The organism is Chryseobacterium sp. SIMBA_028 (assembly GCF_046535285.1).
Lineage (GTDB): Bacteria > Bacteroidota > Bacteroidia > Flavobacteriales > Weeksellaceae > Chryseobacterium.
In genome coordinates this window covers 47,090-59,808 of record NZ_JAWRWZ010000016.1, presented here as the reverse complement: position 1 = coordinate 59,808, position 12,719 = coordinate 47,090, and the positions used below count along the sequence as shown (strand labels likewise).

Genomic DNA, 12,719 nt, shown 5'->3' with positions numbered 1-12,719 from the left:
TTTCGTAAACAGATCGTAATGACTCACGCCGATATTCTGACCCTGATTGATGATGAACTGCTTCTGGACAATATTAAAACTGAGCTGAATAAGCAACACATTGTCTGGACAGATCATTCGGGTACGGAAAATTCTATAAACATTCAACAAACAGCTGTCAACAAAGATGGAGTTATTGCCTGGTGGCAGTATAATGAAGCCGGAAAAGAACAGGTTCGTGTTAGAGTAGAAGAAAGAAAGATTATTACCTGGAAACCTCCCATTAATACCTTGGGACTACCATCGTTTAGGGATGGCTTTTTATCTTTTTATGAGAACTACCTGATTATTAAATATAAGGATAAGCATTATCAGAGATTATTTATTTTTAATATCAAAACCTTAGAAACTGAGGAGATCATTCTCAATGCTCTTACCATCCAGACAAAAATAATAGGCAATGAACTGTTTTTGGGTGGATTTTATCAGGATGAAGAATTTATCAAGGTAACCATGTATTCTGACTATTTTGAAAAAGAAAATATTGATGAGGCTTACCTTCAACAAAGAAATATTACTTTTGATTAAATAAAATGGCAGGGAGTAAACAAGTTTCACTTCATAACATTCAGATAGGGTCTAAAATTGGAATTAAAAACAATATGAACACTTCACTTACCTATAGAAAAGCTACAAAAAAAGATCTTGATTATCTTCTTGATCTCAGAACGAAGACCATGGTTCCGCACTATGCTGAAGCCAATCTCCCTACAGACCATGACACAACGCTTAAAAGAGTTCTTCATGAATTTGAAAAAGCAAATATCATTCTGATGGATAATCAGCCAGTGGGATTATTAAAAATAAACAAAACCAGCTCTGCAACGGAAGTTCTACAGCTTCAGATTGATCCCGCCCAACAAGGAAAGGGGTTGGGGAGATTAATTCTTACCAATATTCTGGAAGAAGCTTCGTTGGTGAAAAATATTGTTTCATTAAGTGTTTTAAAAACCAATAAGGCACAGCACCTCTATTCTAGTCTGGGTTTTAAAATTGTAAGCGAAGATGAGCATTCTTACTTCATGGAATTCTCTCCGAGTTAAAATATAAATTCTTATCCCATTCAACTTCTACAATAGAGTTATTGATTGGCCATTGTCACATAGATCAACCGGCCTCCCTCTTCAGCAGACAACAAGATTTTTTTACCATCCGTAAGTTCTACCATAGAACCTACAGGAATTTCTTTTTGTTCTGTAATGTCTTTCATATCGGATAAGCTTTGATTCACCAATACCCACTTTCCCTGATGAAAAGTAAAGTAGCCTACCGGCATTTTATCCTGCATGGTCAGATTTTCATTACGAATCACCTTTCTGGATACATGCCACTTGAATAAATATTGATTATGATAGACCATCAATCTATGATTTTCCGGTTTCCAGACCTCATCATCAAACCTGAAATAAAGATCCAGAACAGGTAATGTTCCCTGATGTGGGGTTCCGCAGAAAGGACACTTCGGGCTACTGGTATTATCAAATACATACCATTTTTCTGTACACCCGGAATTATGACAAGGCTGGATCAAATCTACGGTCTTCAACAGCGCTGTTTCCCATTCATTGGCAGTAGGACGCCTGATGGGATCATGTAATCCGTCCACAAATGTTTTTCTGAATAAATCGGCAATGTATGGCCCCGTTACAGTATAGGGAATCTTTTGAGGGTCACCCCAGAATGCATCCCATTTTCTAAGATGATCTGCTTTCACATGATTTCCTGAATCATTCGGATGCTCTATAAACATCGCTTTTTCACCCATTGATAAAATTTCATCTTTTTCAGAATCCAGATCCCAGATTTTTCCGCCCCGCAGAGGATGTCTTCTGAGCAAATACATATAGATGAGTACTGCAAGAGCATGTAGATCTGTTTTTTGGTTGGGTAAATGTCTTTCGGGATCCTGAAGTTTCAAATGTTTGGTTTTTAAAACTTCGGGAGCAATAAAATCTGCCGTACCTATTACTTCAGGAGGAAATAGTTTTGGAACAACAAGCCCATCTATATCAATAATACAGGCTGATTTTGTCACCGGATCCACCAAGATATTATTATAAGACAGATCGGAATGAGCAAGGCCCATCTGATGTAGTTTTTTTACTCCTCTACTGATATTAATGGCAATCTGAAAATAACTCAACCAGTCACCTAATTCTGACTGATCAAGTCTTAATGGATACTGTTGATTACGAAACATGGGTGCTGTATACCACTTTCCTACTTTATCCTCTCCCTGAATATTATCTGAACCTATATAGCCTTTGGCAAAGAAAAATTTCTGATTGTAAATGGGAACTACAATTCCTGTCAGTTTGTTTTTCTCAACAATATCATAAGGCCACCTGAATATTTCATTCAGGAAATACTCTGAAGCATTTCCATTCTGAATACTTTGAAGATAGGTAGAAACAATTCTCATGATCCTTTCTTTCTGTCCCTCCTCCAATGGATTTCTGTAAAAAGCGACTACATAATCTCTGTCTGGAGAAAAGTAAACGTCCTTTACACCACCCTGGATTGGTTTTTCATCAACATATTCATAGGTTTTAGCTGCATCCAGAATAGAAACAACCTTGATCGTATTTTTCATGTTTATTAATAGATTATTGCCAGTGTGCGGTCATCGTGGTTGCCTCTGCTCCAGAAATCGGTCCAGCTCAATAGTTGCTGATCAATCTCTGCATCATTGATAAAATCAACCTTTGTATGATCATCATTATCTCCATTCAGGTCATCAAAGAATGTTATCCAGCTTTCCGTATTTTCTAACTTATTTTCGGTAAGAAATTTTGGATCATAAATACCATCTGTCATAAGAACAAGATGTGAAAAATCGTTTACACATGTTAATTTGAAACGTGAAGCAATATGATCGTTAAAAATTTCTTTCATGGTAATAAAACGGGTACCACCACTGAATTCTCCCACATCCATAGGATTCAAAAGTTGTACTTTGGAAAAGTCTGTATTGATCAGATTTATCGGACAATCTCCAACTCCAAAAGTAAGAATGACATATCCGAAGCTGAATTTTTTAACCAATGCAAAAATTAGGGTAGCATGCAGGTCATTAATGGAAAATTTATTTTCTATTGCCGTTTTTTCCAGCGTATGATGAACAGATAAGACCCCTTCATACAGAAGTCTTATGACGTTTTGCCAGCACTCATTTTGTTCTGTTTCTAAATATTCAGATGCATAAATGAGATTGATATTATTTTCAATGTTATCTAAAATTTCCGGAGAACTAAAAAAATCGTTTATCGAAGTGGTTGCAATCCTTGAGCCTTCTCTTGCTGCTTTTGCAGAACCGGCCCCATCTGAAACGGAGACTATCATCCATTCGGCAGGAAGTTCATTCACTGCAAAATCATCTTCCCTGAATTTCCCTTCATGAGCATGTGAACGACCTCTTTTAGAGGCAACAACTATTTTTTTGTCTAAAAATTTTCCTTTTAAAGAAACCTCATCTTCTTTATAAAAGTCTGCGGTTTTATCACTCGGAATATTCTTCCATAGATCTTTAGGATCAACATTCACAAGTAATTGCACTCTTTTAATCTCAATAGTATCCTGATCCTCTGTGTGAAAAAATTCAATGTCTAAATGATATAAATTATTGGTGGTGGGAATTCCAGAGATTCTGTTATTTTCAAACGTCAGCCCGGTTTCTCCAAGGTTACCAATATTTTTAATTTTTATATTCGGGAAATCTACCATCTCAAAGGTGAATTCATAAGGTTTTCCTGCATTGGCGCTCTTCACTATCCAATGAGCCTCTTTAAATTCTTCTTTTTCTTTATAGATGCTGGCTTTTTCCATTCCCTTTTTTGGGGTTCCAAAATAAAATGATGGTATTTTCATGGTCGGTATGATTATCCCAAAGTTCTATTGATATCAAATCCTTCACCGGAAAATCCGTAATAATCTGAAGTACCACACCAAGGGCATTTACTATACCCCTCGCCCCGCAGACAGTGAATACCACCACAGGAACAGCTGGCCAGCGCTATTGGATTTGCACAATGAGGGCATGAGGTCCCTCCCTGAAGTTCTTCTATTGAAATCTTAAGGTTACTCCTTTGATTAGAAGAAAGTCTGTAGTATGCTTTTTCATCAATTTTATAAGCTCCATCCAGTCTATAATATCTGGTAGACATCCCCGGTATGCTGGATTCTGCGAATGTTTTTTTAAACTTCATCAGATACAACTTTTCTGTTTCTGAACATTTACCATTCAAAACAACAAAATTATTGTCGGGAAACCTTTGTTCCATCTGTGGATCTACCTTTTCAAGGATTACAGAATCTATCTTGGAAAGATTAATTCCCTCTTTATTGGCTTCAGTCACACTTTGACTGGTTGTTTTAATGGAATCTGTTACCCATTTAAAAAATTCCTTATAAGAATTTTCGTCAGTATTGTTGAATAATAAAACATTATCAGCCAGAGAGCCTAAAAGTTTATAATTTGTATTTTCTCCTATAGATACAGCAATGGTATTGGCTTTTCCGTTATACTTATTGTTCCATCTTTCAATAGCCTTGGTAGCATCGTCGGTGGGAACACCATCCGTAAACAGGAAAACAATGGGTTTCCAGTCGCCTTTTCTATCATAGGTCGTTTTTATGATATCCCTATCTATGCAGTCCATGATTTTAATCAAACCTTTAGATAGTGAGGTACCGCTTCCAATTGGAATTTTCGGTGGATAAAAACTGATAATATCCTGAAGCGGCGTAATAATTTCAGCTTCTCCTGCAAAACCTACCACGGAAATATAAACTGTTTCCAATGAATAGGGGTCTTTTTTCAGTTCCCTGATAATATTGGAAATCCCCTCCTGTACCTGTTCAATAGGGTCTCCTACCATAGATTCGGAGACATCGATTAAGAAATAAATTGGAAGTCTTCTCATACCTGTAAAGACAATTTTTAGATAATAATAGTAAGCTCCGTTGGTGGCGGAGGAAGTGTTATATGTTCTCCTGTATCCTGCGAATGCCCTCCTTGTGTAATGGACGAACTTACCCATCTGAAAAATGAAGACAATGTAATGGCATCGGTAGTATCCAGTTTTACCACATGATCCGTTAATTCTTTAAGATACTGTTCATCCGCTTTAGGACCGGCTGCACAGCCTACAATTGCCCCAAATTCAAGATTTCGTATTGCGGGAATCATCTGTCTGTACTTTTGAATATCCGATGGCTTCCCATCCGTAAATATAAAAAGAAGGGGCTGCCAGTCTCCTTTTTCATCTCCTGAACCTTTTACAAGATCTTTCTGTACTAATTCTGACACCATCTCCAACGCTGCACCAGTATGGGTAGGCCCACTATCCGGACAGGTAATCTCCATGGGATAAAAATTGGCAAGAGCAATGAGCGGAATAATATTTTTAACTTCCCTATCGAAAGTAATAACACTCAAATGGAGGCTGTCCATAGCCTGTGGATCTGCTCGGAGCATACTGATCAACCCGTTGAATCCATTATTAAGAGCCTGAATAGGTTCTCCATTCATGGAACCGGAAGTATCCAGTAAAAAATAGGCTAATAATCTTCTGTTCATAAGACAATTATTAATTCTGAAGCCGGCGGAGGAAGTCTTCGACTTCCTCCGCCGGCTTGTATGTTGAATAAAAAGTTAAAGTCTAGTTTGAATATGAGTACTGCTGTCTCAGGATATCGATAAAGTTATCCGTTTGATGAGGTTCTCCCACAGCACGGAATTTCCAGTCACCATTATGGCGGTAAGCCTCAGCAAAAACCATGGCACACATTCCGTTCATACTGGAGTCTCCGGAAAGACTGTATTTTGTAATCTCCTTTCCTGTAGCATCTACCGCACGGATAAATGCATTTTCAATCATTCCAAAATGCTGGTTATTGGTTCTTCCCTGATAAATGGTTACGATAAATACAATCTTCTGATAGCTTTGATCCAGCTGATCCAGCTTTACAATGATTTGCTCATCATCACCATCTCCTGCACCGGTTCTGTTATCACCAGTTAACCATACATTCCCACTTGGATGCTGCATAGAATTAAAGAAAACCACATCCCCTTGATAAAGTCCCATTTGTCTTCCATCATTGGTCTGAACCGTTCTTCCAAGGTTGGCAACCTTTCCGTTACCATCTAGAAGAAACGCCACTGCGTCAAGATCATATTCTGCCTCTTTGCTGAATAGTTTTCCCAGAAAACCACCTTGTTTTCTTACATCCCATCCTAAACCTATCGTCACTTTTGAAAGGTCATAAACACTTTCTCCACGGTCGTTTTTCCTTAAATCAATTGTTTGACCTTTCTGTAAATTAATTGCCATAGCTATAGTTGTGTGTATTTTGATGATTATTTGATGATTTGTCCCTTATAATATTTTTCAAGGAAGAACCCAAGGTCTGCTCTATATCCTATTCCTGAAGCTTCAAATTTCCAGCTTCCGTTTCTTTTATAGAGTCTCCCGAATTCAACACCTGTTTCAATAGAGAAGTCTTCATCCAGTTCATATTTTGCAATCTCCTGATTCGAGCCATTATCTACCACTCTTATATATGAGTTTCTTACCTGTCCGAAATTTTGTCTTCTTCTTTCAAAATCCTCTATGGTTACCACAAAAAGAATCTCTTCTACCCTTGAGTCTACTTTATCAAGGTCAATTACAATTGCTTCATCATCATCCCCATCACTGTTTTTACCATTTGGATCATCTCCCGTATGAGTAAGAGCCCCATCCGGAGAAGTCAGGTTATTATAAAAAACAAAATACTCCTCGCTTACTAATTTTCTGTCAGAATCAATCATAATTGCCGAAGCATCAAGATCAAAGTCGTAGCCTGTCCCTTCATTAGGATCCCAACCAAGTCCTATTGTCATTTTTGTCAATCCGATCTCGATTTTCTGTCCTTTCTGTAGATTAATTGCCATAGTGTTTTATGTTATGAATTATTTTTTGCATTAAGATAGAAGTGATTTATGAATTGACCAAATTTATTGATGAAAAATAACAGGTATACTGCAATTATAATCAATATTCCTGCTCAATAACTACATAAAAAAGGTTCAATTAAAAAATTGAACCTTTATAAAAATATTGTTATTGAATACATTCTTAAAAACCCTTGTCGGCAACAGCTGCATTTCTTGCTTTAGCCAGCATAGGGATAGAGATAAGTCCCATCACCAGCATAATCACAATCTGAAGCGGTAAAGAGATAAAGGAATACGTAAGCCCCATTTCACCTCCAAGATCGGCACTTTTCCCCATCGAGATAAAAAGAGCCATAAAACCATACTTCATCGCCAGATTATAAGCACCAATTCCTCCACTCGCAGGAATAATCATCCCCATTGTTCCTACAACAATAATGAAGAATCCGTCTGCCATTGTAAATCCTGATGTTTCAGGAAGAGCAAAACATACCAGATAGGCTGCAAAATAATAAGAAATCCAGATTCCTAATGTATATAAAATGAACTTTCCTTTTTGCTTTAGTTTGAAAATGGTCGTCAGCCCCTGGAATATCCCATCTATAAAATTTACAATCTTCCCTAAAAAAGGAACACCTGCCAATTTCTTTTTAAAGACAAAAAATAAAACTGTACCACCAATCAATATCAAAAGAACAAGCAAAATCTTATTTGGATTAATATTTACTCCTGAATTTTGATAGAATGACAAAATTGCGTCATATTTAAATAATAAGGTAAGCCCTAGGAACCCAAGCATGCATATAAGATCTACTACCCTTTCCAGGATAATGGTTCCGAATGACTTATCTACAGGTACCTTTTCTACCCCATACAAAGCGGTAGCCCTTGCCAATTCACCACTTCTGGGAATGGTAAGGTTCATTAAATATCCAAATGATATGGACCAAAGCGAATTGGAATTTGAGATCTGGTGCCCCATCGGCTCCAGCATCAGATTCCAACGAATAGCCCTGAACCAATAAGCCAGAAGACCAAATACTGATGCAAACAGTACCCAAAGGTAGTTCGCTTTTGCCAATGACTGCTGAATCACTTTAAAATCAAGCCCTTTTAAGGCAAGCCATAAAAAAAAGCCTGCAAAAGCAAGCGATATTACTATTGTGAGTACTGATTTTAGTGGACTTTTTGTTGTTTTCTCCATGAACTAGGTTAGAAGGTTTGTTTTTTCGTCAGGGAAAACGATCTTCGGCTGGAAGTCTTTCGCTTCTTCAGGAGTCATCTGTGCATAGGCAATAATGATAATAATATCATCTCTTTGTACCTTTCTTGCAGCAGGCCCATTCAGACATACTTCTCCTGATTTTCTTTTCCCTTTGATAACATATGTATCAAAACGTTCCCCGTTGTTCACATTTACGATATAAACCCTTTCTCCCACTACCAAACCGGCAGCTTCTATAAGATCTTCATCGATCGTTATACTTCCTATATAATTAAGGTCTGAGGCTGTAACTCTTACCCTATGAATCTTGGATTTGAAAACTTCTATTAACATGTTGCAAATTTATTAATAAAAATTAATAAAACAGACCTTCACTATCATTAAAAAACTCCCATAAACTCAGGTATTTAATTTTATAAAACACAAGAAATGTGACTTTTACTTATAGAATTAATAATTATATTCTTAAAAACATTAATACTTTATACCCAATTTAGGATTTAATAAATACAGGAAATAATATTAACTTTTTGCTAAAGTCAATAAACATAAGCATTTGGCACGATTTTAGTAACCCGTAACGTAGATTTTTCGTGAAAAACCGAATTATCATATTTTAACTGTTTTCACTGAAAAGTAAAAAAATTGTATAAGTTTTAATAAAAAAATTGCACAATTAGAAAATAGTATTATATTTGCTATAATTACGAACTAACTTTAATATTAAAAATTATGAACAAGTCTGAATTAATCGACGCAATCGCAAAAGATGCAGGTATCACTAAAGTTGCAGCAAAGGCTGCTTTAGAATCTTTCATTTCTAACGTAACTTCTACATTAAAGAAAAAAGACGGAAAAGTTTCTTTAGTAGGTTTCGGTACTTTCTCAGTAGCTGAGAGAGCAGCTAGACAAGGTATTAACCCTGCAACTAAAAAGCCAATCAAAATCGCTGCTAAAAAAGTTGCTAAATTTAAGGCTGGAGCTGATTTATCAAACGCAGTTTCTGGTGTTAAGAAAAAATAATCATTCAGATTAGAAAAATTCAAAGGCTGTTTCTTAGAAACAGCCTTTTGTTTTTAATAGAAAACAATAAGCAGGCTTTATTTAGCCTGCTTTTATGATATCTTTACTAAGGTTGATTAAAGCCGTAGATCTCCAAATGAAAAAAAAATTCTTTAAACTCTCATTTCTAGCTTCCTCCTCCTCCATTAGGGAGCCAATCTTGAAATCTTCCAATCCAAATCATCTAACTCATAGATAATCCTATCATGAAGACGATTAGGCCGTCCCTGCCAGAACTCAATCTCATAGGGCCTTGCCAAATACCCCCCCCAGTTGGATGGTCTTGGAACTTCTGTATTTTCGTACTTCTTTTCCAGATCATTTAGCTTTTCTTCCAAAAATTCTCTGTTTGGAATAACTTGACTCTGCGGGGAAACCATCGCACCCAACTGACTTCCTTTTGGCCTTGAATGAAAATAACCATCACTCAGATTTTCGGCAACTTTTTCCAGATTAGCTTTGATAATAATCTGTCTTTCCAAATTGGGCCAAAAGAAATGAAGACATGCTTTATGATTATTTTCTATCGCTTTTCCTTTTCTGCTATTATAATTGGTATAGAAAATAAATCCCTCATGAGTATAGGCTTTCAACAGAACCATTCTTGTTCTTGGACATCCGTCTTCTTCTACTGTAGAAACCGCCATAGCATTGGCTTCAGAGATCATAGAGCTTTCACTGGCCTCCAAAAACCAGTCTCTAAACTGCTCAATTGGATTTTGTTTTATCTCACTTTCAATAAGTTGGGATTTCTCGTACACTTTTCTTTTGTCGTGCAGGTTTTCCATAAATATTTTTTATTAAATTTGAGTATGAATCACTCATACAAAGGTAAAATATTAATCTCGACACCTGACATTTCCGGCGATCTTTTTTCAAGATCGGTGGTATTGGTTATTGAACACAATGAAAGCGGTGCATTTGGTTTGATATTGAATAAGAAGAACAGCCAAATGAGTAGTAAATTCAGGGAATTCTTCGATTTCAAAATTGAAGTATATGATGGCGGTCCTGTAGAAAACGAAAAAGTATTCTTCATTGTAAAGGGTGAAAAGATCACTGAAATCTACACTGAAATCAATAATGAATATTATCTTACAGAAGACATTGAACACATTATAAATGCCGTATTAGGTAATGTGCTGGATATTCAGAATATAAAAATATTCTCCGGATATTCGGGATGGTCTCCCAATCAGCTGGATAATGAGGTCCAAAGAAAGATGTGGACTGTAGTAGATGTTTATAACCTCGATTATACTCTTCCCAATGATCAGACATTATGGAAATCCATTATGCAAAACCTTGGTGGTGAATTCCTCCTTTGGGCCAATTCACCTGAGGACATTTCTCTGAATTAATAGTAACTTTTTCAGTTCCAGAATATAATTAACAAATTTTAAGATTCTATTAACCAATTTTAAAGAAACTTTTTCCGTTCTTTAAAAAACAAAAATCACAGAAATGAAGGGGAGTACATTACTTGCTTTATCAATCTTTTCGACTACATTTTTATCATTTGCACCTCTTAACAAGAAATATATTGTCGTAGATGCCGGCCACGGAGGAAACGACTTAGGAGCTGTATATGATAATTTTTCCGAAAAAGACATTTCCTTAAGTATTGCGACGGAAATTCAAAAACTGAATAAAGAACAAGAAAAGTATGAGGTGATTTTAACAAGAAGTTCAGACACCTATCCCAGCCTTTCTGAAAGAACCACCCAAATCAATAAACTGAATCCTGCACTGGTCATTTCACTTCACGTCAACAGGTCTCCTCAGAAAGAAACCTCCAATCAGGGAACTGAGGTTTTTGTTCAACATGCTGAAGCTTCAAAAATGTTGGGTGAAAAAATATCTCAAAAATTCAATGCCCGTAAAATTGAGGAACGCAATCTTCATATTTTAAGAGAAACCAAGGCTCCGGCTGTACTGGTAGAGCTGGGATTTATTAATAATTCTGCTGATAGAAATTACATCACCAGTGAAAAAGGGCAAAAGGAAATCGCACAGAAATTCATTGAGATTTTCAATGAATACTAAAATACATAACAATTTCTGATGTAATCAGAATAAAACCCGGTAAAGGACTTTTATAATTTCGTTGTTTACCGGGTTTGTCAATTTTATTGATCAAAACTCTTTTTCCAGCCTTCTACCAATTCTGAGAATCGGGAAGTTTCAAAGGTTTTATTTCTTATTTTACCTACAGAAAATATGCCTTTCTCATCAGAAATCATCAAAATTTCTTCTGCTTTCTGAGATTCAAATGCAATAATCTCGTGTTCCTGGATATCTGCAAGGTTATTTTTATGTAAAAAGGTAACAAAATTCTCCATCAGTGGAGAAATATAAGCCCCTTCAGTCTGCTTTGGAACCTTAATAATATTTCCGTCCAGAAAAAGAAGGTTTCCGGTAGTAGTACGTGCAATTCTTTTATTAGGGTTCAAAAGAATCACATCATCAAGATCATTTTCCTGTGCATAAATGCCTCCATAAATATTTTCCGGGCAATGTACCCTAATATTGCTCAAAAGGTTGTTATTCACATTGATTTCCTTAATAAGGTCAAGTTCCAATGCTCTTGGATGAACAGCCAACACATCTTCCATTTCCACGATTTCATAAAAATAGGAAATTGAAGATTTTGCCAGGGTCAAATCATCATTATTTCTAAAGACCTGAAAATTGATAATTCCATTCTTTATTCCCTGACCATCGATAATATCCTTTTGAAAAAGTGATTGAAAAAATTCCAGTGTATAGGTGAGAGGAATGTTCATTCTCATCTTTCTCATCGAAGCCATCAGGAAGAAATAGCATTCTTCATCCATGATTAATCCTCCGTTTTTTATAAAGAAGGAAACCTTTACTGCATCGCCCCAAAGAAAGGCTCTATTCTTTACATTTAATGCGTCTGATGTAAAATATTGATTTTCCAATTTTTGATGTGATTTATTTACAAAAAAATAATGAACGATAAATCGTTCATCAGTTTTATCATTTAATACGATCCCGCCTTATGCAGCACCTAATTTTATTCTAAGGTTCTCAATAAGATTTTCCCAATACATTGCATTTTCTTCTTCATCACCTTCCTCACAGAAGTCAGTAATATTTAATGCTAAATCTTCTGTAATATCATCTATTGTGATTGTCATTTCAAAGAAGTTCTTAGTTCCCTCATCTTCTTCCCATCTGTAACGCACGAAACCTTCAGGCTTATATCTGATTAATGTGGCCTTTTCTGCAGGTCCTCCACCCCAGCTAAAAAAGAAGTCATCGCCTTTTTCTATTACCTCATCCGCAAACCATTCAGATAACCCCTCGCCCGTTGCCAGATATTCATATAAAATCTCTGATAAACAGTGCATTGGGAATTCGTAATGGACTTTATGTTTCGCCATATAATCTTTGTTTTTATCGTCCCGCAATATATAAATTAATTTT

The 12,719-nt window shown here is 36.2% G+C and carries 16 protein-coding genes; 5 read left to right on the top strand and 11 right to left on the bottom strand.

Features of this window, described 5'->3' with window-relative positions:
- Positions 1–18 precede the first annotated feature (18 nt).
- Entirely contained in the window at positions 19–567 is a 549-nt protein-coding gene (locus tag SCA31_RS19390) for a hypothetical protein (protein WP_410698662.1), read from the top strand.
- 5 nt (positions 568–572) lie between these two features.
- A complete protein-coding gene (locus tag SCA31_RS19385) occupies positions 573–1,082 on the top strand; it encodes a GNAT family N-acetyltransferase (RefSeq protein WP_410698661.1) in 510 nt (169 codons plus the stop codon).
- Between the two features lie 38 nt (positions 1,083–1,120).
- Here the strand turns inward: SCA31_RS19385 and SCA31_RS19380 are convergent, their stop codons facing one another.
- The 8 genes from SCA31_RS19380 to panD all read right to left on the bottom strand — a co-directional run bounded on the left by SCA31_RS19380 (position 1,121) and on the right by panD (position 8,537).
- A complete protein-coding gene (locus tag SCA31_RS19380) occupies positions 1,121–2,632 on the bottom strand; it encodes a helix-hairpin-helix domain-containing protein (RefSeq protein WP_410698660.1) in 1,512 nt (503 codons plus the stop codon).
- A 5-nt stretch (positions 2,633–2,637) separates the two neighbouring features.
- Positions 2,638–3,906, bottom strand: a complete 1,269-nt coding sequence (locus SCA31_RS19375; RefSeq protein WP_410698659.1) for a PP2C family serine/threonine-protein phosphatase — start codon at positions 3,904–3,906, stop codon at positions 2,638–2,640.
- An 11-nt stretch (positions 3,907–3,917) separates the two neighbouring features.
- A complete protein-coding gene (locus SCA31_RS19370) occupies positions 3,918–4,961 on the bottom strand; it encodes a TerY-C metal binding domain-containing protein (RefSeq protein ID WP_410698658.1) in 1,044 nt (347 codons plus the stop codon).
- Between the two features lie 17 nt (positions 4,962–4,978).
- Positions 4,979–5,617 (bottom strand): vWA domain-containing protein, encoded by a 639-nt coding sequence (locus SCA31_RS19365; RefSeq protein ID WP_410698657.1) that lies wholly within the window; start codon positions 5,615–5,617, stop codon positions 4,979–4,981.
- Positions 5,618–5,699: 82 nt separating this feature from the next.
- Positions 5,700–6,374, bottom strand: coding sequence for a TerD family protein (locus SCA31_RS19360; protein WP_410698656.1), 675 nt, complete (start codon positions 6,372–6,374; stop codon positions 5,700–5,702).
- Between the two features lie 26 nt (positions 6,375–6,400).
- On the bottom strand, positions 6,401–6,976 hold the full coding sequence (locus SCA31_RS19355) for a TerD family protein (RefSeq protein ID WP_076352669.1): 576 nt from the start codon (positions 6,974–6,976) through the stop codon (positions 6,401–6,403).
- Positions 6,977–7,160: 184 nt separating this feature from the next.
- Positions 7,161–8,183, bottom strand: a complete 1,023-nt coding sequence (locus tag SCA31_RS19350) for a lysylphosphatidylglycerol synthase transmembrane domain-containing protein (RefSeq protein ID WP_410698655.1) — start codon at positions 8,181–8,183, stop codon at positions 7,161–7,163.
- A gap of 3 nt (positions 8,184–8,186) precedes the next feature.
- On the bottom strand, positions 8,187–8,537 hold the full coding sequence (gene panD, locus SCA31_RS19345; RefSeq protein WP_029294648.1) for an aspartate 1-decarboxylase: 351 nt from the start codon (positions 8,535–8,537) through the stop codon (positions 8,187–8,189).
- A 399-nt stretch (positions 8,538–8,936) separates the two neighbouring features.
- Between panD and SCA31_RS19340 the strand changes: the two genes are divergently transcribed.
- Positions 8,937–9,227, top strand: a complete 291-nt coding sequence (locus tag SCA31_RS19340; RefSeq protein ID WP_076352671.1) for an HU family DNA-binding protein — start codon at positions 8,937–8,939, stop codon at positions 9,225–9,227.
- Positions 9,228–9,412: 185 nt separating this feature from the next.
- Here the strand turns inward: SCA31_RS19340 and pdxH are convergent, their stop codons facing one another.
- On the bottom strand, positions 9,413–10,054 hold the full coding sequence (pdxH, locus tag SCA31_RS19335; RefSeq protein ID WP_410698654.1) for a pyridoxamine 5'-phosphate oxidase: 642 nt from the start codon (positions 10,052–10,054) through the stop codon (positions 9,413–9,415).
- 24 nt (positions 10,055–10,078) lie between these two features.
- Here pdxH and SCA31_RS19330 point away from each other — a divergent pair, with 24 nt between their 5' ends.
- Both SCA31_RS19330 and SCA31_RS19325 read left to right on the top strand, forming a co-directional pair.
- Positions 10,079–10,627 carry a YqgE/AlgH family protein gene (locus SCA31_RS19330; RefSeq protein ID WP_410698653.1) on the top strand — a complete coding sequence of 183 codons (549 nt, stop codon included), beginning with the start codon at positions 10,079–10,081 and terminating at the stop codon, positions 10,625–10,627.
- A gap of 103 nt (positions 10,628–10,730) precedes the next feature.
- A complete protein-coding gene (locus SCA31_RS19325) occupies positions 10,731–11,312 on the top strand; it encodes an N-acetylmuramoyl-L-alanine amidase family protein (RefSeq protein ID WP_410698652.1) in 582 nt (193 codons plus the stop codon).
- Positions 11,313–11,395: 83 nt separating this feature from the next.
- Here SCA31_RS19325 and SCA31_RS19320 read toward each other — a convergent pair whose 3' ends face one another.
- Positions 11,396–12,211, bottom strand: a complete 816-nt coding sequence (locus SCA31_RS19320) for an aminotransferase class IV (RefSeq protein WP_410698651.1) — start codon at positions 12,209–12,211, stop codon at positions 11,396–11,398.
- A 78-nt stretch (positions 12,212–12,289) separates the two neighbouring features.
- A complete protein-coding gene (locus tag SCA31_RS19315) occupies positions 12,290–12,676 on the bottom strand; it encodes an START-like domain-containing protein (protein WP_076352676.1) in 387 nt (128 codons plus the stop codon).
- Positions 12,677–12,719 lie beyond the last annotated feature (43 nt).